Origin of the sequence: Streptomyces sp. 35G-GA-8 (genome assembly GCF_023534745.1) — a bacterium.
Taxonomy (GTDB): domain Bacteria; phylum Actinomycetota; class Actinomycetes; order Streptomycetales; family Streptomycetaceae; genus Streptomyces.
The window spans coordinates 98,921-119,064 of the sequence record NZ_JAMHJQ010000014.1; the positions used below are offsets into that span (position 1 = coordinate 98,921).

Below are 20,144 nucleotides of genomic sequence, written 5' to 3' on the forward strand. Positions count from 1 at the left end.
CCACAATGAGTGGGTGAGTACGACCAGCCTTCCCGCGTCCGACCACTCGCCCCGACTCCGCGCGGCCCTGCTCGCCGCCGACTTCACCGCCGACGGCCTGCTCGATCTGCTCGGCGCACCCGCCTATGCCGCGCTGGCCCGCAGCGAGACCGTGCCCGCGCTGCGCGCCACCCCCGGCGACACCCCGCTCGAAACGCTCGTGCGGCTCTTCCTGCTCCAGCGCCCGGTCTCCAAGGAGCGCGCGGCCGCTGCCCTGCCGCTCGACGAGGTGCTGGCCGACGGCTGGGTCGTCCAGGGCGAGGACGACATCCACGCGACGGTGGACGTACGGCCGTACAGCGGGCCCGAAGGACAGGACTGGTTCATCGTCTCCGACCTGGGCTGCGCGGTCGGCGGCGCCTCGGGCGCCGGCGGCCATGACGAGGGGGTGGTGCTCGGTGTCGGCGGCGCCTCGACGACCCTGGCCGGGATCACCGTACGGACACCGGTCGGGAGCGCGCTCGATCTGGGCTGCGGCTCCGGCATCCAGGCGCTGCACGCCGCTCAGCACGCCACGCGCGTCACGGCCACCGATCTCAATCCGCGTGCGCTCGGCTTCACCCGGCTGACCCTGGCACTCTCCGGCGCCCCCGCCGCCGACCTGCGCGAGGGCTCGCTCTTCGAGCCGGTCGCGGACGAGACGTACGACCTGATCGTCTCGAACCCGCCGTTCGTGATCTCGCCGGGAGCCCGGCTCACCTACCGCGACGGCGGGATGGGCGGGGACGAGCTGTGCCGCACGCTCGTCCAGCAGGCGGGGGAGCGGCTGAACGAGGGCGGATTCGCGCACTTCCTCGCCAACTGGCAGCACGTGGAGGGGGAGGAATGGCAGCAGCGGCTGCGCTCCTGGGTGCCGCGCGGCTGTGACGCCTGGATCGTGCAGCGCGAGGTCCAGGACGTGACGCAGTACGCGGAGCTCTGGCTGCGCGACAGTGGTGACCACAGGAGCGACCCGGGGGAGTACACCGCGCGGTACGAAGCGTGGCTGGACGAGTTCGAGGCCCGTAAGACCAAGGCCGTCGGCTTCGGCTGGATCACGCTCAGGAAGACGGGCGCCGCGGAGCAGTCGGTCGTCGTGGAGGAGTGGCCGCATCCCGTGGAGCAGCCGCTGGGCGAGACCGTACGGGCGCACTTCGAGCGCCAGGACTATCTGCGGACGCACGACGACGCGGCGCTTCTCGCGGGTCATTTCGTACTGGCGCCGGAGGTGGTCCAGGAGCAGGTGGGGCTGCCGGGCGCCGAGGACCCTGAGCATGTGGTGCTCCGTCAGCACCGGGGTATGCGCCGGGCCACGAAGGTCGACGCGGTCGGGGCCGGCTTCGCGGGGGTCTGTGACGGGACCTTGAGCGCCGGGCGGATCCTGGACGCGATCGGTCAGTTGATGGGGGAGGACCCGGTGCTGCTCCGGGACCGCACCCCGCAGGCGATCCGGCTGCTGGTGGAGGAGGGATTCCTGGAACCGACGCCCGTGGCGCGCTGACGGCCGGTCCGCGCGGAGTGAAACGCGCTGCGTGCGGGTGAACGCGTGCGCGGCGTTCACCCGGAATTCGCGCAGGTGACGTCCCGAGGTGCCAGCCTCGGCCCCCAGAGGCATTGGCGCCCCGAGCGGGTGCCCACGGAACGAGCGGGGTGCGGACATGGAGAGTGGGCCGGCGATCTTCGCGGGGACGGCGTTCGCGCTGTTCGGCTGTGCGCTGCTGCTGTGGACCGGAGCGCGCGTCCTGCACCGCGCGCCGGTGGCCCATGGCGTGCGGCCTGCGGCCTCCATCACGCTCGCGACACTCTCGGGCGTGGTCTTTCTCGCTCTCGGCGTGTGGTGTTTCGGTCGTATCTGAGCGCTCCCGATGGATCCGAGCCCGGTTCGAGGAAGCCGGACCGGAATCTCGGGCCATGATCGATCCGGGTCCGTGCGCGGCCCCGGCAGGCCGTCGGACCTGCACAGGACGCGCCGAGGGACCGTGATCCGGAACCGTCGTCCCGTACCCCGGCGGAACCACCGGCGCCGCTTTCCGACGCGACGAGCCCGGGGGTCCGGGCGGCAGGAATGACTGGAGTCGGGTTACCGTTCGAGTGGCCGTTGCGGGCTTTCGCCGTTTGACACGGGGGCGGGTTGTACCGTCACACTCCGCAGCGAAGCAGCGTCACCGCTGGGCCGTACCGGGCCCCGCCAAGGCGTACTGCCGTACTGCCGTACGGGCCCACCGAGCGTCGACCGGAGAGAAGAGCGAAGTTGTCCCCGACCAGCGAGACCGCACACGGCGGCCGCCGACTCGTCATCGTCGAGTCGCCTGCCAAGGCGAAGACGATCAAGGGCTACCTCGGCCCTGGCTATGTCGTCGAGGCGAGCGTCGGGCACATCCGCGACCTCCCGAACGGCGCCGCCGAGGTGCCCGAGAAGTACACCGGCGAGGTGCGCCGCCTCGGTGTGGACGTCGAGCATGACTTCCAGCCGATCTACGTCGTCAACGCCGATAAGAAGGCCCAGGTCAGAAAGCTCAAGGAGCTGCTGGCCGAATCCGACGAGCTCTACCTCGCCACCGATGAGGACCGCGAGGGCGAGGCCATCGCGTGGCACCTCCAGGAAGTTCTCAAGCCCAAGGTCCCGGTCCACCGGATGGTCTTCCACGAGATCACCAAGGACGCGATCCGGGCCGCCGTCGCCAATCCGCGCGAGCTGAACACGCGCATGGTCGACGCCCAGGAGACCCGCCGTATCCTCGACCGGCTCTATGGCTACGAGGTCTCGCCCGTCCTGTGGAAGAAGGTCATGCGCGGCCTCTCGGCGGGCCGCGTCCAGTCCGTCGCCACCCGCCTCGTCGTCGAGCGCGAGCGCGAGCGCATCGCCTTCCGCTCCGCCGAGTACTGGGATCTGACCGGCACGTTCTCCACCGGCCGCGCCGGAGACGCCTCCGATCCGTCCTCGCTGGTCGCCCGGCTCAACGCGGTCGACGGCCGGCGTGTCGCCCAGGGCCGTGACTTCGGTCCGGACGGCCGGCTCAAGTCCGACCAGGTGCTGCATCTGGACGAGGCCAACGCACGGGCGCTCGCCATCGCGCTGGAGAACGCCTCCTTCTCGGTGCGCTCGGTCGAGTCCAAGCCGTACCGCCGCTCCCCGTACGCCCCCTTCCGTACGACGACCCTCCAGCAGGAGGCCTCGCGCAAGCTGGGCTTCGGGGCGAAGTCCACGATGCAGGTCGCGCAGAAGCTGTACGAGAACGGCTTCATCACCTATATGCGTACGGACTCGACGACCCTCTCGGACACCGCTGTCTCGGCGGCCCGTGCGCAGGTCACGCAGTTGTACGGGGCGGGCTATCTGCCGGACAAGCCGCGTACGTACGCGGGCAAGGTCAAGAACGCGCAGGAGGCGCACGAGGCGATCCGCCCCTCGGGCGACCGGTTCCGTACCCCCGCCGAGACCGGACTGACCGGCGACCAGTTCAAGCTCTACGAGCTGATCTGGAAGCGGACCGTCGCCTCCCAGATGAAGGACGCGGTCGGCAACAGCGTCACCGTCAAGATCGGTGGCAGGTCGAGCGACGGCCGGGACGCGGAATTCTCCGCTTCCGGCAAGACGATCACGTTCCACGGCTTCATGAAGGCGTACGTCGAGGGCGCGGACGACCCGAACGCGGAGCTGGACGACCGCGAGCGCCGGCTGCCGCAGGTCGCGGAGGGCGACGCGCTGTCCGCCGAGGAGATCTCGGTCGACGGCCACGCGACGAAGCCGCCGGCCAGGTACACCGAAGCCTCGCTGGTCAAGGAGTTGGAAGAGCGGGAGATCGGCCGTCCGTCGACCTACGCCTCGATCATCGGCACCATCCTCGACCGCGGCTATGTGTTCAAGAAGGGCACGGCGCTCGTCCCGTCCTTCCTCTCGTTCGCCGTGGTCAATCTGCTGGAGACGCACTTCGGCCGACTGGTCGACTACGACTTCACGGCCAAGATGGAGGACGACCTCGACCGCATCGCGCAGGGCGAGGCGCAGGCCGTGCCGTGGCTGCGGCGCTTCTACTTCGGTGAGGGCGACGACCACAACGCGGGGGTCGCGTCGGGCGCCGGGAACGGCGACGGCGATCACCTCGGCGGTCTCAAGGAACTGGTCACGGACCTCGGCGCGATCGACGCCCGGGAGATCTCCTCGTTCCCCGTCGGCGACGGCATCATGCTGCGCGTCGGGCGGTACGGCCCGTATGTCGAGCGTGGCGAGAAGGACGAGGAAGGCCATCAGCGCGCCGATGTGCCGGAGGATCTGGCGCCCGACGAGCTGACGGTCGAGTACGCCGAGGAACTGCTGGCCAAGCCCAGCGGCGACTTCGAGCTGGGCGCGGACCCGGAGTCCGGCCACCAGATCGTGGCCAAGGACGGTCGTTACGGGCCGTATGTCACCGAGATCCTGCCGGACGGGACGCCGAAGACCGGCAAGAACGCGGTCAAGCCGCGTACGGCCTCGCTCTTCAAGTCCATGTCCCTGGACACGGTCACGCTCGCCGACGCCCTCAAGCTGATGTCGCTGCCCCGGGTGGTCGGTACGGACGCCGAAGGTGTCGAGATCACCGCGCAGAACGGCCGGTACGGCCCGTATCTGAAGAAGGGCACGGACTCGCGTTCGCTGGAGAATGAGGACCAGCTCTTCGACATCACGCTGGAAGAGGCGCTGGCGATCTACGCCCAGCCCAAGCAGCGGGGCCGGGCCGCGGCCAAGCCGCCGCTGAAGGAGCTGGGTACGGACCCGGTGAGCGAGCGGCCGGTCGTGGTGAAGGACGGGCGGTTCGGCCCGTACGTCACGGACGGCGAGACGAACGCGACGCTGCGGACCGACGACAGCGTCGAGACGATCACTCCGGAGCGGGGTTACGAGCTCCTCGCGGAGAAGCGTGCGAAGGGGCCGGCCAAGAAGACCGCGAAGAAGGCGGCGAAGAAGGCTCCGGCGAAGAAGGCCCCCGCCAAGAAGGCGACGACCGCGAAGAAGGCTGCCGCGAAGACGACGACCGCCAAGACGGCGGCGAAGAAGACGACGGCGAAGAAGACGGCCGCGAAGTCGTCGGCGGCGTCGGCGAAGTCGGACGAATAGGACGTCGATCAGGACGTCCGTCGGGACGTCCGTCGGGACGTCCGTCGGGCGGGAAGTCGGACCAGGCGGTCGGCGAAGCAGCCGGATGCTTGGGCGGCTGAGTCGTGGGGAGTGGCGGAGGGCCGCGAGAGCGGGGTGATTCGCTGCTTCTCGCCCGCTCTGTCGCGTTCGTCTGTTCGGGTGGGGCTCCAGGGATGTCACTGGCTCCGGATAGGCTGGGCGGATGACGCGAGCCGAGCAGCCAACGGTCGTGAGCCCCACCTCCGACTCCGACGCACTTGCCGCAGACTCACGAGAGCGCGCCGTACGATCCTTGTTGCGCCTTCCACCGCTGCGGCGGCTTTGGGGTGCCCAGTTCGTCGGCGGGATCGGCGACGTACTCGCCGTACTCGTGCTTCTGCTGCTGTCGTTGCAGGCGGCGATCGCCGAGGGCTCGTTCGGTGCTGGATACCGGGGTGTGGCGTTCGCCGTCGCCGCCGTGTTCGGGGCCCGGGTTCTGGCCACGCTGCTGTTCGGGGCGGTGCTCCTCGGGCCGCTGACGGCGCTGATCGCGCCCGGTGGCGCCGGTGGCGGGGCCGGGGCCAAGAAGGCGGCCGACGCTGCTGACGCGACCGCCGCGAGTGACGCGGTTGGAACACCTGGGACGACGCCTGAGGCAGCTGGAGCCACGGCGGTCAAGAAGCCCGCCAAGTCGGGTAAATCCGCGAAGCCCGCGCGGGACGGCGGCCCGCTGGACCGACGCTGGACGATGATCGTCGCGGACGTACTGCGCCTCGCGCTCCTCATCGTCGCGCCGCTGTGGCTCGAATGGACCCCCGACCGCGCCCTGCCGATTCTCCTCAGCACGGTCTTCGTCGTCGGTGTCGCCGAGCGCTTCTGGACGGTCGCCAAGGAGAGCGCGGCTCCCGCGCTGCTGCCGGCTCCGCCGCTGGAGGGCGCCGCGGTGCGCCCGCTGCCCGACCACCTCGACGCGCTGCGCCGGCTCTCCCTCCGTACGTCCTTCGCCGCCGTCCCCGCCGCCGCGGCGGTCCTGCTCGTCGCCACGCTGATCGGCAATCTGCTGGGCACGGGGATCGACTGGTTCTCGCTGCACCAGGCGGCCCTCGGGTCGTACGTCGCGGCCGGTCTGTTCGCCGCGTCGGTGTCGACGCTCTACTTCCTCGAACTGCCCGACGGCCATACGCCCCGCCCGCGTTCCCCGCTCGAAGGGCTGCGCCGGTCCGTGGGCGCCGCGAGCGGCAAGGGATCCGGCGACAGCGGCAGCGGTCGCAGCGGCGGCAGTGGCGGCAGCGGTGGCCGGGACAAGGGGCGTACGGGCGCGGTGTCGCTGTTCGTCCTCGCGTGCGGCACGATCGCCGGCGCCGTCGCCGCCGCCGTGGGTGTCTCCGCACTCCAGGCCATGGACCTCGGGGGCGGTCCCGTCGCCTTCGCACTCCTCGTCCTCGCCCTGACCGGAGGTACGGGACTGGGTATCCGCGGCGCCGCCAGGGTGCTGCCCGCGCTGTCCCGTCGCCGTCTGTTCGCGCTGGCGATCGCGGTCACCGGCATAGCGCTGCTGGTCATGGGCCTTGTGCCGGACATGGCGACCGTGCTGTTCCTGGCGCTGTTCGCGGGCTTCACGGCCGGTGTCGCGGCGAATACCGGACACACCCTTATCGACCTGGAGACGGAGGAGTACCGTCGTATTCGGGTCACCGAACATCTACAGGCTGTAGCCAGGGTGTTCGTCGGGCTCGGAGTGGTCGTCGCCCCCCTCGTCGCGGCGGCCATCGGCCCGCACCGCCTCGCCGGTGGCAACTCCGTCTTCGCGCACGACGGAGCGGCCTTCACGCTGATACTGGTCGGCGCGCTGCTGCTGCCCGTAGCGGCCGTCGTTCTCGCCAAGACGGACGACCGGTCCGGTGTGCCGCTGCGCCGCGATCTGCGCGACGCGCTGCGCGGCGGGGCCGACCCGGCACAGGCCCCGGCCGCGACCGGCTTCTTCCTGGCGATAGAAGGCGGTGACGGCGCCGGAAAGTCGACCCAGGTGGAGGCGCTCGCCGACTGGATCCGGGCCAAGGGCCATGAAGTGGTGGTCACACGCGAGCCGGGCGCCACCCCGATCGGCAAGCGGCTGCGCTCGATCCTGCTGGATGTGTCGAGTGCCGGTCTGTCGAACCGCGCCGAGGCCCTGCTGTACGCCGCCGACCGCGCCGAGCATGTCGATTCGGTCGTCCGTCCGGCGCTGGAGCGCGGCGCGATCGTGATCTCCGACCGCTACATCGACTCGTCCGTGGCCTACCAGGGCGCGGGGCGTGATCTTTCGCCGACCGAGATCGCCCGTATTTCGCGCTGGGCGACGGACGGGCTCGTTCCGCATCTGACGGTGCTCCTCGACGTCTCCCCGGAGACGGCGCGTGAGCGGTTCACGGAGGCGCCGGACCGGCTGGAGTCCGAGCCGGCGGAGTTCCATCAGCGGGTACGGTCCGGCTTCCTCACCCTCGCCGCCGCCGACCCCACCCGCTATCTGGTGGTGGACGGCGGCCAGGAGCCGGAGGCGGTCACCACCGTCGTACGGCACCGGCTCGACCAGATGCTGCCGCTCTCCGAGGCCGAGGTGAAGGCCCAGGAGGAGGCGCGGAAGGCGGCCATCGAGGAAGCCCGCCGCAGGGCGGAGGAAGAGGCCGCGCGCAAGGCGGAGGAGGAGCGGCTGGAGCGCGAGCGGCAGGCGCAGCTCGCCAAGCTCCGTGCCGAGGAGGAGGAGCGCAAGCGCCGCGAGCTGGAGGAGGCGCGGCAGCGCGAGGCCGAGCGGCAGGCGGAGGAGGCCAGGCAGCGCGCCGAGGAGGCGCGCAAGAAGGCCGAGGAGGAGCGGAAGCGGCGCGAGGCCGAGGAGCGGGCGTACGAGGCGGAGCAGGCGCGTCTCAGGCGACAGGCACAGGAAGAGGCCAGGCTCCGGGCGGAGGCCGAGGAGCGGCGCCGTGAGAAGCAGCGCAAGGCGGAGGAGGCGCTGCTGCGTGCCGAAGAGGCGCGGCGGCGCGCGGAGCAGGCGGCGGCCGAGGCGGCCCAGGCCGAGACCACGGCGGCCCCGGGGGCCTCTGGGGCCCCTGGGGTCTCGCCGAACGAGATCACGGTCCCCACGCCCCTCGTCAAGAGGCCGGCGGTCGCGCCGGACGAGGTGACGCAGGAGGTCCCGGCGGTTCGTCCGATGGATCCGGACGAGACGGCTGTCATTCCGCAGGTGCCGGATCCGGATCGGCCTGCCGAGCGGGATGACCGGAGTGAGCGGGGCCGGAGTGATGGCCGTACCGACCAGGCGGGTCGGACGGACCGGGCGGCCGACGAGACGACGGTGCTCCCGCCGGTACGGGACGGCCGCGCGGCCGACGAGACGGCCGTACTCCCGCCCGTACCGAACGCGGATCCGGCCGACCGGGTGCCGCGGGGCTTCTTCCGGGACGACGCGCGGCCGTCGCCCGCCGAGGGCGGCAATGAGCGCACGCGCGAGCTGCCGCAGGTCAACCCGGAGGCGCATCGGGAGGGTGGTCCGGAGCGTACGCCCGAGCGCCCGCGCCGCCGCTCCGACTGGGCGGAGGAGACTCCGCTGGACGACCTTCCGACCCTGGCGGACGAACTGCTCGGCCCGCATGACGAGACGGACGACCACGACGGCAGGCGCCGCCGCTAGGCCCGGTGTCCCGGGTCCTGTGTCCCGAGTCCGGTGTCCCGGGTGCTGTGTCCCGGGACCGGCCGGACTGTCAGACCCCGGCCCCACAATGGGATCCGGGGCTCACACAGGTGGGGACCGCACATGCATGGAGGTGGTGACGGCGCATGACCGTATGGGACGACCTGGTCGGACAGGACCGTGTTCAGGCGGCGCTCACTGCCGCCGCTCGTGACGCGGACGCGCGCGTGACCGCCGAGGCCGCGGGCATCGATCCGCCGGAGGCGTCGAGGATGACGCACGCCTGGCTGTTCACCGGGCCGCCCGGTTCGGGCCGGTCCACCGCGGCCCGCGCCTTCGCCGCCGCTCTGCAGTGCACCAGTCCGGACCGGGCGCTCGGCGGTGAGCCGGGCTGCGGGTTCTGCGACGGCTGTCATACGAGCCTGATCGGCACGCACGCCGATGTGGACATCATCCGTACCGATCTGCTCTCGATCGGCGTCAAGGAGACCCGCGAGCTGGTCCGCCGCGCCCAGCTCGCACCGGCCGGCGGACGCTGGCAGGTCAATGTGCTGGAGGACGCCGACCGCCTCACCGAGGGCGCGGGAAACGTCCTGCTCAAGGGGGTGGAGGAGCCGGCGCCCCGTACGGTCTGGCTGCTCTGCGCGCCCTCCCTGGAGGATGTCCTGCCCACGATCCGTTCGCGCTGCCGCCATCTCGTGCTGCGTACTCCGCCTGTGGAGGCGGTCGCCGATGTCCTGATCCGGCGCGACGGTATCGAGCCCGAGGCCGCCCACGCCGCGGCCCAGGCCACCCAGGGACATATCGGCCGGGCCCGCCGTCTCGCCACCGATGAACGGGCACGGGCCCGCCGCGCCACCGTTCTCAAGATGCCGCTGCGTGTGGACGACATCGGCGGCTGCCTCAGGGCGGCGCAGGAGCTGATCGACGCCGCCACGGAGGACGCCAAGCAGGTCGCGGAGGATGTCGACGTCAAAGAGACCGAGGACATGAAGGCCGCGCTCGGTGCCTCGGCGGGTGGCCGGATGCCCCGGGGCACGGCGGGCGTGATGAAGGAGCTGGCCGACCGCCAGAAGCGCCGTTCCACCCGTACGCAGCGGGACAGCCTGGATCTGGCCCTCACCGATCTGACCGGCTTCTACCGCGATGTGCTCGCCATTCAGCTGGGCTCCCGCGTCGCGCTCGCCAATGGGGACGTACGGGACGGTCTTGACCGGGTCGCCCGTGCCTCGACGCCCGAGCGGACGCTGCGCCGGATAGAGGCGATCGTCGCCTGCCGCCAGGCGCTGGACCGCAATGTGGCGCCGCTGCTGGCGGTGGAGGCGATGGCGGTCTCGCTGCGGGCGGGCTGACGGGGGAGCGGGCCGCCCGTACGGGGCAGCCGCCCGTACGGGGCGACGGGGCCGCGAGCAGCCTGAACGTACGAGCGGGCCGATTGCCCGGGGAATCACCCGTACGAGCACGGACGGGCGGTGTACGCGTTTGGGCGGCTAGGCTCCCGGAATGGACACCAGGCGCCTGTTCCGTATCACCGCCACCGCGTTCGTGGCGGCCGGTCTGCTGATCTCCGGCTGCAGTTCCGGCGGTTCCTCGTCGGAGGCATCGTCTCCGGGCGGGGATTCGGGCTCCGGCGCGGTGTCCATCGATCCTGCCGCCCTGAAGAAGTACTACGACCAGAAGCTCACCTGGCGCGCGTGCGGAGTCCCCGGATTCGAGTGCGCCACGCTGAAGGCCCCGCTCGACTACACGAAGCCGGACGGGACCCGGATCGACCTGGCCGTCTCCCGCAAGAAGGCAACGGGCCCCGGCAAGCGCCTCGGCTCCCTCATGGTCAACCCGGGCGGTCCCGGCGGCTCGGCCATCGGCTATCTCCAGGCGTACGCGGGCATCGGCTACCCCGCGCAGATCCGCGCCCAGTACGACATCGTGGCCATCGACCCGCGCGGTGTCGCCCGCAGCGAGCCCGTCGAATGCCTCACGGGCAAGGAGATGGACGCGTACACCCAGGTCGATCAGACGCCCGACGACCAGGCCGAGACCGCGAAGCTGGCCGCGTCCTTCAAGAAGTTCGCCCAGGGCTGCGAGAAGCGCTCCGGCGCGATCCTCCCGCATGTGTCCACGGTCGAGGCGGCCCGTGACATGGACATCTTCCGTACCGCGCTGGGCGACCAGAAGCTGTCGTACGTCGGGGCCTCGTACGGCACGTTCCTCGGCGCGACCTACGCCGAACTGTTCCCGAAGCGCACCGGCCGCCTCGTCCTCGACGGTGCGATGGACCCGTCCCTCCCGGCCCGCGAGCTGAACCGCGATCAGACGGCGGGCTTCGAGACCGCCTTCCGGGCCTTCGCCGAGGACTGCGTCAAACAGTCCGACTGCCCCCTCGGGACGAAGTCGGCGGCCGACGTCTCGAATCGTATGAAGACCTTCTTCACCACACTGGACGCCAAGCCCGTCCCGACCGGCGCGAGCCGCCCCCTGGGCGAGTCGCTGGCCACGACCGGCGTGATCGCCGCGATGTACGACGAGTCCACCTGGCCCCAGCTCCGCCAGGCCGTCGCCGACGCCATGAAGGGCGACGGCGCGGCCCTGCTCTCCCTCGCCGACTCGTACTACGAGCGCGACAGCGATGGCTCGTACGCCAATCTGATGTACGCCAACTCGGCCGTGAACTGCCTGGACCTCCCGCCGGCCTTCAGCAGCCCCGAAGAGGTCACCCAGGCGCTCCCCTCCTTCGAGCAGGCCTCCCCGGTGTTCGGCAGGGGCCTGGCCTGGGCCTCCCTGAACTGCACCTACTGGCCCACCAAGGCCACCGGCTCCCCCCACCGCATCGAGGCGAAGGGCGCGGCCCCGATCGTCGTGGTCGGCACCACCCGCGACCCGGCGACCCCGTACAAGTGGGCCCAGTCCCTGGCGGCCCAGCTCTCCTCCGGCACCCTCCTCACCTACGACGGGGACGGCCACACGGCGTACGGCCGCGGCAGCGACTGCATCGACACGGCGATCAACACGTACCTCCTGGAGGGCACACCCCCGACGGACGGCAAGAAGTGCTCCTGACCTGCGAGAAGACCCCCGCAGGAGGCGTGTACGGAGCACCCTCCAAAACTGTGTAGACTTGGCCGCGCTGCTGATCGCACCATGGTGCGGAAGGCGCGCCGCCTTAGCTCAGTTGGCCAGAGCAACGCACTCGTAATGCGTAGGTCTCGGGTTCGAATCCCGAAGGCGGCTCAGAGAAACCCCAGGACTCACTCGCCGTGACCTGGGGTTCTTTCATGCCGGGACGCGGCGGGGACGAAATTCGATGATCTTCGCGGTGCCCTGCGTGCCCGTTGCGTGCCCACCGTGCTCGCGAGCTGCTTCGGTCGACCCGGAAAGCTGCGCGAGTGCCATCTGCGCGAGGTCCTCGACCGAGCCGCCGTCTCGCTCGGCGGCCTCGACGATCTGCGCGACGAGGTGATCGAGAGCCAACTGTGCGACCTCCCCGACGCACGGCTCGGCAGGACCGACTGATAGATGTCCCGAGTGATCCGGCTCTCACTGTGGCCGAGGGTCTCGGACACGATCTTGATGTCGCCCCCGGCGGCGAGCATGAGCGAGGCGGCGACGTGCCGGCTCGGGCGCGGTCGAGGACCCGGTCGCCGTTCCATCGGATGTGAGCCCGGGGGGGGCTCATCTGCAACTCGCCTCCGAATACTTCCTGTTATTCCATATGAGCCGTGTGAGCCCTGTAGCATTTGAGGCGCCTGCCTCTTCCTCGCATCCATGCGTCCGACCGTTACCTTCGGTCGGATTCCCCGTAGCACGGGGTGTCCTGTGGAGAAAGGAGCAGGCGCATGGAAGGCGAACCGGGAGGTAAGCCCGAAGATCTACCGCTCTGGGTGCGCTCGGCGGTTGCGATCTTGGGTGCGCTGGTCCCGCTCGCAACATGTGCGGTGATGCTGCTGCGCTAGATCGCGGCAGGTCAGGGCGGGAGCGGCTGAAGGACCTTGAGATAGGTCCGGCTGGCGGAAACTCAGCCGGACCCACCCAACCCCGCACACGTGCCGGGTCCCTGGTACCAGCCACGGACCCGGCACTTCTCGTGTGTGGGCTTCAGTCGCAGTCCGACTTGTAGTTGAACTGCGACTCGTGTAGCTACACCATAGCAACCTGCTGCAAGTCTTAAGAGTCATTCGAGTCTTCAATTCATCGCTTGCGAATGGACCATTCGCGTTCTTCTATACGGGACTACGTGATAGGTCACTAGCGGCATTCAGTAGTCCGCAGAGTGGCTACTTGTAACTGACTTCCGTACAGGCTGGAACGGGAAGACCAGGGGCTGCGTGGCGGGCGAAGGTGAGCGCGGTTGCGGTCCGTCCGGCGCCCGGGCCATGCGGGGCAAGGGGTCGACAAGCGCGGGCACCGCCTCGGCCGCGGCCCGTAGGTGGGACCGTATGCGGTGTCGGCGAGGTACGGCTCGATGCGGATGCGGTGGCGCAGCAGGACCTCGGGGACGCCGGTCACCATGCGATCACCCGCCCCAGGGTGAGGCCGGCGCGGCGCAGTGCTGGGTCGGTGCGTGGGGCGAGGCCGACGCCGGTCGTCGCCGCGGTGGTCGAGCTGCGCCCGGACAGGGAGACGGGGCCGATACCGACCTAGTCCCACTGTCCGCTGGCGCCCGTTCCGTCGTCGGCGGCGAGTTGGTACTCGACCTGTGCACAGGTGGCGTCCCTGAATGCGGCGCGCACGTCCGGGTTGGTCGGGTCGTCGTCCTCGTCGACGGCGTACACAGCGGTGAGCAGGGCCGAGTCGATGTCCTCGCCGGCCCAGGTGAGCAGCCGCTTGGCCTAAACGGGGGCCGGCCGACCAGTTCACGCAATGAGGACCGCGGGGACGGTAGGACTGGCGGGTCACGATCATGCCCTCTTGCTGCGGGCAGCAGATCGGGCCGTCGGCTTCTTCGCGGGCGGGACGTTGATCTGCTCGTCCTCCGTTGTCCGCTTGTCGTCGCCCGGGGAATCGTACCCTCGCGGTGATGGCGGCGGAGCATCATCACGCCGCCCCTCGGTGGTCAGAACAACGATCTCCTTGTCTTCGAGGCGATGCGTCGCGTAGTACACGTTCGTGGTGACCACGGTCGTACCGGCGAGAATGTCGCGGTGGGTCTCGACGATCGGCCGGTGCTTGTAGAGCAGGCTCAGGGAGCCGCGGCGCACCATCGCCGCGTTGTACGTTGCTGGCATGCCCTCGGCGCCCGGGGCGGTGGTGGCGCGGTCGGAGACGCACACGTTCACGCCGCCGATCTGGCCGATCACGCTGCGCGGTATCACTGCTCCTGCGCCGACCCTGTCCGAGCTGAGAAAGTGCGGGTCCTTGTAGATGCTCGCGCGCTGAAGCGAGTGAGTGACGAGGCTGGCCATGTTGTCCGGCTCCCACTCGTCACCGAATCGTGCGATGCCGTCGACCATCACATCCCACGACAGGGCTTTGTCAGAGGCGTTGACGGCGATGGCGCCGGAGGCCTCGGCCGCGGCTGTTAGGTCTTTGTCGATCTTCTCGGGCGATCACGCCGAGCTGTCGCTGCCTCTCCGTGTACGGATCGCCGAATGCAACGAGCCTCGCCCTTTCCGTGATCTCAACAGCCTCGCCGGCTTCCTCGATCGTGGTGCTATCGCCCGGGTCGGTGCCTAGCTGCTCGGGGGGCACCGCTGTGCCCTCGGCCAAGTCCTCGGCTTCTCCGAGGGCCTTCCACTTGGGGAAGTTGACGGAGTCGCCGGGCTCGCCTTCGAGAGTGGTGTCGTTGAGCGCCATCGTGCCGAGCACGACTGCGCCCTTGAACTTCGACTGCACCATGCCGGCCCAGACGCCCGGCACGATCATCTGTGCCGCTGTGGTCCTTCCGGTCGCCATGCGGCGGCCTCTTAACTCGGATGCGGCAGAGAGCTGCCGATACAGGTCGGGGTCGAACCCCTGGAGGTTGACGCGCTCGGCGTAGCTCAGGCGCGCGAACTGCTCGGGAGTGACGGTGGCCGGGGCGCCGGGAGCGAAGTCGGCGCCGCCCTTGGGCGATCCGGTCGGCGTGCTGCCGCCGGCGCGCAGCAGCGGGTTTGCCTCGACCTCGGCGGCGACCACGGAGTCGAGGCGCTCGGCGAACTTCGCGTCGCTCGGGTCGAGGGCTTCGAACTGGTCGGCCACCGAGCGGGAGTCGAGCAGCCGTGCAGGGTCGGCGCCGCCCTTGTGCGCGGCCTGGTGGGCGGTGAGCTCGAGGCCCAACCGACGAGCCTCGGCGAGGGCGGCGTCGCGTTCGGTGGTCGCCTGCTCGGCCCGCTTCGTGGCGTCGGCGAGCTGCCGCTCGGCGGCCGGATGGTTCCGCCGGCGGTGTGGAAGGCGTGCCCGGGTCGGCGTGCGGTGCCGGGGTTCGGGCCGTCGGCCGAAGCGGGATCGCCGCCCTCGCCTGAGCCGCCCTTGATCGGCAAGATCGGGCGGCCGTCGCGGCGCAGACCGAGGGCACTCTCGCTCGGGGGGGCAGACCGGAAGCATTCATCCAGACACAATATCGGTGATTTAGGTTGTCTTCCGGCGGGTCGGCCTGGCCTTGGTCGGCCCGACAAAGGTCACGCGGGGAGTGTCGGGGCGGGGCGGATTGTGGTGCTCGGCGCGTTTGAGCTTCCAGTTGGACATCTTGCGTTTGATGACGCGCGGGCTGGAGCGCGACGGTCTGGGTGCCAGGAGCCGTTCGCGGATCTCATGCAGGGCCGTGACCAGTGCCCGGGCCAGCCGGGAGGGGGGAAAGTGCCGCCTGGTCAGTGACGTGGCAGGAGCGGCCTTCGGGTCCAGGATCGTGGTGATCAGCCGGTACACCGTGTCGCTGCCGTCGTGGCCGAGCGTGTACTCGCTCACCCGGACCCGGGCCGGGTGAGCGCGATGGTTCTTGTCCCGGGCCGCAACGATCTCCGAGAGGTAGGAACCGTCCTCCAGCAGGGCCCGGACGGGGAGTACGGCGTCATTCCTGACCCGCCACAGCAGGTCGGCGCCGGTTGCGGCGGCGGGCCCGCCACAGATCAAAGCCGCGAAAGCCCCGGTCGGCCAGCAGGAGCATCCCCGGCGCCAGTGAGCTGAACAGGCGCTGGGCCAGCTCGGTTTCATGGACAGCCAGCGGTACGGCCTCGGCCGTGAAGACGGCATGGGTGCCGCACTCGGCCAACCCGGCCCCCCTCACCTGCGGATAGGCGCTCTTCTCCTGTCCACGGCTGACTCCCGGGAAATAGACCACCACCCCGGCGCACGTCACGGTCGGGGACTCGTTGGGCCCGGTGTGCAGGGTGAGCTCGCCGGCGCAGTACGGGCACGGCCGGTCGGATACGGGCATGGCGCGCCGGTCGGGGCCGAGGGTTCACAGCAGCCGGCCCTCGGCGATGCGCGCGGTACGCCGTGCCTCGTGCAGCAGGTGCGGGGGCAGGGGAGCGAGCGGCGGTGCGGCGAGGGCGCCGTCGAGGTGCTGCTCGGGCTCGGTGTCCTCGTCGAGCACGCGCCCCTCGACCCACACGCACGCGAAGTGCAGGCCGCGCGTGCGATCCGGCCGCGCTCCGCGCGTCTGCTGCGCCCGAGCGTTGGTAGCCCCATCGGCGCGGGTCGCCGTGGCCTGCTTGCTGGACGGCGGCGATGAGGGTGTCGGCGAGGGCGAACACCTGCCGCTCGATGGCGAGGCCGGTGTCGAGCGGGTCGAGGTTGGCCGGGGCGGGGTGCTCGCGTAGCACGAGCGGTGCCCGATCCTCGACGACGAGCTGCTCGTCGCCGACGCGCAGGGTGTCCGCGAATTGCCGCGGTGGCCAGACATCCGCGGGCGGGGTCTCGATGGCGAGCAGCAACTCGGCCCACTGCTTACGGATGGAGCGCAGGGCGGCGACGGTCTCGTGTACGGCGATCGCGTAAGTCATCGGCGCTGCTCCTGTTCGGTGCGTTCGTATGCGGCATGTCTGTGACTGCGTGTGCGCCGCACACGAATACCCTGGGGCGTTAGCCGGTTGTCGGGGGTCACGGTGACTCGGAAGTGCATCAAAGCGGGTCGTCATCGCGTTGACGGCGTACAACTGCCCGTGTGGCTACGGGAAAGCTGCGACCGAGCCTCGTTGAGCTCGGCCTTACGTCGACGCGCAGTAGGGCGGTTTCCTGGGGGTTGAGCACGCCGCGGTCGACACGGGAGAGCAGGACGTGCAGACGAGGGCGTCGCGCTCGACCTCGCACTGCTCGCGGCGGCCTCGGCGGGAATCAGTACGGGTGCGGGCGTTCATGGGTTCGGGTCTCCGTTCTTACGGGTACGGCGAGTCAGGTGAGCGACGAGACGCCGAGCGTCGCGGGTCTCCCGCGCGCGAGGCGCGACCAGTCGCGCGTGCCGGGTGGCGTTGATCTCCCATCCCTCGATCGCGAGGCGGTCGAGCAGCTCGGCCGCGGCGAGTGTGGCGAGGTGGGGATGCACGTCGAGTGCGTCAGTCAATCGAGCGGCGATCGCTGCGCGCGCTGCGGGAGTCATCGGCGGTTTCCTCCACGAGGTGCGGCGGGCGCGGGTCTCGCGCGGTGCTGGTGGCTGGCACATGAGGTGGGCGAGGCGGACCTGCTCGGCCTCGGCCTGCTCGTCGTCGGTCGGGGCGAGTTGGGCGATCAGGGCCTCGATGCGCGAGGGGTGAACGCCGGATAGCGCGCGGCGGCCCTTGCCATTGCGCCCGTATCCGCTCTGGCACGGCAGGTCGGGCTGCGCGTGGCAGTGCGGGCAGCGGGCGCCGAGCGGGTCGGGGATGCCCTCGGCGACGATCGCCTCGCGTTGGGCCCGGGCCGGCTGGTAGGGGCCGAGATCGCGGGCGACATGCTCGGGCATGTAGCGGCGCGGACTGTTACCGGATCCCGACATGAGGACGGACAGACGTTTCTGCCCGGCCGAGTTGATCTCGGCGCGGTACTGCGCCGGTGGCGTGTGCCCGTGGGCGACCGCGGCTCGGGTGCCGAGCAGTTTCTCGCGCCATGGCTGCGGGTCGTCCGGGACCGCTGCCGGTACGGGTCGGTGTGCCGGTTCATGAGCTCGCTGCGGTGCGGTGACCATGCGGCGAGCACGTGGTGCGGCTCGACGACGCGGAACTGTGCGGACCGGTCGCCGGCGCGCTGCTCGTAGTAGCGGCGCAGAGCCTGCGAGGCGTCCCACTCGGTGTCGGGCAGGGGGCGGGGGCCTCGGCGAGGGCGGCCGTCCAATCGGCGATGGTGCGGGCGGACTGCTGAGGGTCGGCGAGGGCGCGGCGCACGCGGGAGTCGAGCCGGCCGGCGTAGGTGAGCAGGGCAGGCGATGTGTCCGTCGATCACGGCGTGCCCTCCTTTTGAGCCGTCAGCAGGGCGAGGCCGGTGGCGAGGGCCGGCGAGCGCAGCGGCACGACGTTGGGGCCGTGGCGGGCGGACGGCGCGCGGTCGAGGTCGCCCCTCACGCGCAGCTAGTAGCGGGCCGGTTTCGCTCGGTGCCCGGTTGGGTGCGGCGGGCGGCGAACTCGACGAGGGCCTCGACGCCGTGCTGCTGGACGAGGTGCCAGAAGTCGCGCTGCTCCGTGAGGCTGAGCGTCCAGCGGACGGCGACGCCGGCGGCGGCGAGGGCGTCGCCGAGCGGGTGAAGTTCGGGAATCAGCGGGGACCGAGCGGGGGTGCTCGGGCGCGGCTGCTTCTGTGCTTCCTGTTTGCTCTTGGGCGGCGCGGGTGCGCTGCACGAGCATCGCGGTACCGGCGTAGGCGATGGCGTCGGCGTTCGCTGTGTCAGCGATGGCCGGTGAGGAAGTGGCGCACGCCGTCGACGGCGCGGCAGTGGCGGCCGGCGGCGCCGTCCCAATGCCCGCAACGTGTCGGGACGGCATGCGCGTGACTCACTGCGCGGCGGCGGCCGCAGCTGGCTCGGCGGCCTCGGGCCATCCGAAGAACTGCGTGGGCACGTCCACGACCGTGGCCTGCCCGGCGCCGTCGCGCTATAGCCGACGCGTGAACCAGAAAGTACCAGTACAGAAATTATTTACACGATCGGGTGGGCAAGTTCGGGTGTAGTCGTTGAGGGTTCTTGCTGTTCGCCATACTCGGTCGCGAGTGGTCGGCAAAAATCAAAGATTGGGGTACGAATCATGCCGGATGTCTTCGACCGGATCGAATGGAAGGTTCGGGAGATTTTCGGGGAAGAACCGGTGTGTGTGCATGTGGGAGATGTCAAGGAGTGCGAGATAAAGCGGCATCCCACTTACGCGAAGTTTCGTGCCGAGGCGATTTCTGCGGGAGTCCGGTCTGCTGCGAGTTCCCGACTGTGGGAGTCTATTATTGCCATGGGGCGGTTATGTGATCTGGACGACAGTGACACGTGGCGGTTGGTCATTCTTGACTGCATCATTCCCTGTTTCCGGTCGACGTCCACGAGGATCTCCCGTGATTTCCGAGTCGATCGCGAAGATATTCGCTCAGCCATGGTGGCAACCGCATTGGAAGTCTGGGCAGACACCGCAGTGGGCGTTCCGCCGCGCCACGTCAGGGATCGAATGGTGAAGGCGGCTTTCGAGGTGGCCTGGAGGCACGGAAATGCCAACCTGTCGGATTGCCCGACTGACGACGTCGAAATATACTCCGGCCCGGATATATCTGCTTTGGACTCCACGATGAGGGCGTCGTCAATCATCGATTTCAACATTATCCGTGACGCGGATTTTGCGGAACAAGTCAGAGGTGAGCGTTTCGGGTCACTCTTTCAGAGGCTGGGATATTTCGACGCTATGCGAGTTTTCCACGACGAAATTCGCGCCGGCCGCCGTTCGGGGTCGATCAGTCATGCGAAGGCTTCGATGCTACCCCGATCCTGGATTTCCAACCCGAATCTCTACTACTATGCCTCAGACCTCTACCCCTCGTTCATCGGACTTCGAGAAGCCGCAAGCGTAATGGGGATCGCCGAATCTGCCGCACACCGACTCATTAGGACAGGGCAGTTCCCGTTCCCTGCGGCGAGAGCGGGAAGGAGCTACAAGGTCTCCGTCAGAGCTCTCATGCACTTTAAGGATATTCCGGATGTCATCGTTCATGTCGATGACGTCGAGAACGGTGCTCTTCATGCGAGCGGCGGCTTACGGTGAGCCTTGCGCAGTCGGCCGAATGTCGCTTTGCCGGCGAGACCCGCTCGCGGGGGGCGACACCTCCATGAAAGTCCGGCAGGCCTCCCAAACAAGTCCTCCGGGGGCGCCAAGCCCGGGTTGACGCTTGGGGCGATCGGGCGTCTGCCCGGCAGAGCCAGGAGTCGGGCAAGGGCCCTGCGGCGCTGCCGTATGAGCGATGCGTGAGCGGACTAATCGGCACCCGTTGGGCCGAGCGTCACGGCGTTGAGGGTCA

15 protein-coding genes, 1 tRNA gene and 1 pseudogene are annotated in these 20,144 nt (G+C 69.9%); 8 read left to right on the plus strand and 9 right to left on the minus strand.

Annotated elements, in window-relative coordinates:
* The first annotated feature begins 13 nt into the window (after positions 1–13).
* From M1203_RS29200 to M1203_RS29230, 7 genes are all read left to right on the plus strand, one after another.
* Complete coding sequence (locus M1203_RS29200) at positions 14–1,519, plus strand: methyltransferase (RefSeq protein ID WP_249952811.1); 1,506 nt, start codon at positions 14–16, stop codon at positions 1,517–1,519.
* A 157-nt stretch (positions 1,520–1,676) separates the two neighbouring features.
* Complete coding sequence (locus M1203_RS29205) at positions 1,677–1,874, plus strand: hypothetical protein (RefSeq protein WP_249952812.1); 198 nt, start codon at positions 1,677–1,679, stop codon at positions 1,872–1,874.
* A 395-nt stretch (positions 1,875–2,269) separates the two neighbouring features.
* Entirely contained in the window at positions 2,270–5,113 is a 2,844-nt protein-coding gene (topA, locus tag M1203_RS29210) for a type I DNA topoisomerase (protein ID WP_249952813.1), read from the plus strand.
* 223 nt (positions 5,114–5,336) lie between these two features.
* The gene (tmk, locus tag M1203_RS29215) at positions 5,337–8,777 is read left to right on the plus strand and encodes a dTMP kinase (protein ID WP_249952814.1); all 3,441 of its coding nucleotides are present in this window, start codon (positions 5,337–5,339) and stop codon (positions 8,775–8,777) included.
* Between the two features lie 146 nt (positions 8,778–8,923).
* Entirely contained in the window at positions 8,924–10,129 is a 1,206-nt protein-coding gene (locus M1203_RS29220; protein ID WP_249952815.1) for a DNA polymerase III subunit delta', read from the plus strand.
* Positions 10,130–10,280: 151 nt separating this feature from the next.
* Entirely contained in the window at positions 10,281–11,834 is a 1,554-nt protein-coding gene (locus M1203_RS29225; RefSeq protein WP_249952816.1) for an alpha/beta hydrolase, read from the plus strand.
* 97 nt (positions 11,835–11,931) lie between these two features.
* Positions 11,932–12,005: transfer RNA gene (locus tag M1203_RS29230), tRNA-Thr, on the plus strand.
* Between the two features lie 42 nt (positions 12,006–12,047).
* Here M1203_RS29230 and M1203_RS29235 read toward each other — a convergent pair.
* The 9 genes and pseudogenes from M1203_RS29235 to M1203_RS38840 form a co-directional block, all read right to left on the minus strand.
* Positions 12,048–12,388, minus strand: a pseudogene (locus tag M1203_RS29235) (site-specific integrase); the annotation flags it as partial.
* A gap of 1,023 nt (positions 12,389–13,411) precedes the next feature.
* Positions 13,412–13,546, minus strand: coding sequence for a hypothetical protein (locus tag M1203_RS38830; protein WP_283959152.1), 135 nt, complete (start codon positions 13,544–13,546; stop codon positions 13,412–13,414).
* Between the two features lie 126 nt (positions 13,547–13,672).
* Positions 13,673–14,224 (minus strand): hypothetical protein, encoded by a 552-nt coding sequence (locus tag M1203_RS29240; protein ID WP_249952817.1) that lies wholly within the window; start codon positions 14,222–14,224, stop codon positions 13,673–13,675.
* Positions 14,225–14,246: 22 nt separating this feature from the next.
* A complete protein-coding gene (locus M1203_RS29245) occupies positions 14,247–15,029 on the minus strand; it encodes a hypothetical protein (protein WP_249952818.1) in 783 nt (260 codons plus the stop codon).
* Between the two features lie 291 nt (positions 15,030–15,320).
* Positions 15,321–15,821, minus strand: coding sequence for a hypothetical protein (locus tag M1203_RS29250; protein WP_249952819.1), 501 nt, complete (start codon positions 15,819–15,821; stop codon positions 15,321–15,323).
* Positions 15,760–16,125, minus strand: a complete 366-nt coding sequence (locus tag M1203_RS29255) for a hypothetical protein (protein ID WP_249952820.1) — start codon at positions 16,123–16,125, stop codon at positions 15,760–15,762. The genes M1203_RS29250 and M1203_RS29255 overlap by 62 nt, the downstream gene beginning before the upstream one ends.
* Positions 16,126–16,149: 24 nt before the next feature.
* Positions 16,150–16,284: a hypothetical protein gene (locus M1203_RS38835; RefSeq protein WP_283959153.1), complete on the minus strand. Its 135-nt coding sequence runs from the start codon at positions 16,282–16,284 to the stop codon at positions 16,150–16,152.
* A gap of 759 nt (positions 16,285–17,043) precedes the next feature.
* Positions 17,044–17,850 (minus strand): hypothetical protein, encoded by an 807-nt coding sequence (locus tag M1203_RS29260; RefSeq protein WP_249952821.1) that lies wholly within the window; start codon positions 17,848–17,850, stop codon positions 17,044–17,046.
* A 250-nt stretch (positions 17,851–18,100) separates the two neighbouring features.
* The gene (locus tag M1203_RS38840) at positions 18,101–18,223 is read right to left on the minus strand and encodes a hypothetical protein (RefSeq protein WP_283959154.1); all 123 of its coding nucleotides are present in this window, start codon (positions 18,221–18,223) and stop codon (positions 18,101–18,103) included.
* Between the two features lie 675 nt (positions 18,224–18,898).
* Between M1203_RS38840 and M1203_RS29265 the strand changes: the two genes are divergently transcribed.
* Positions 18,899–19,891, plus strand: a complete 993-nt coding sequence (locus tag M1203_RS29265) for a helix-turn-helix domain-containing protein (protein ID WP_249952822.1) — start codon at positions 18,899–18,901, stop codon at positions 19,889–19,891.
* Positions 19,892–20,144 lie beyond the last annotated feature (253 nt).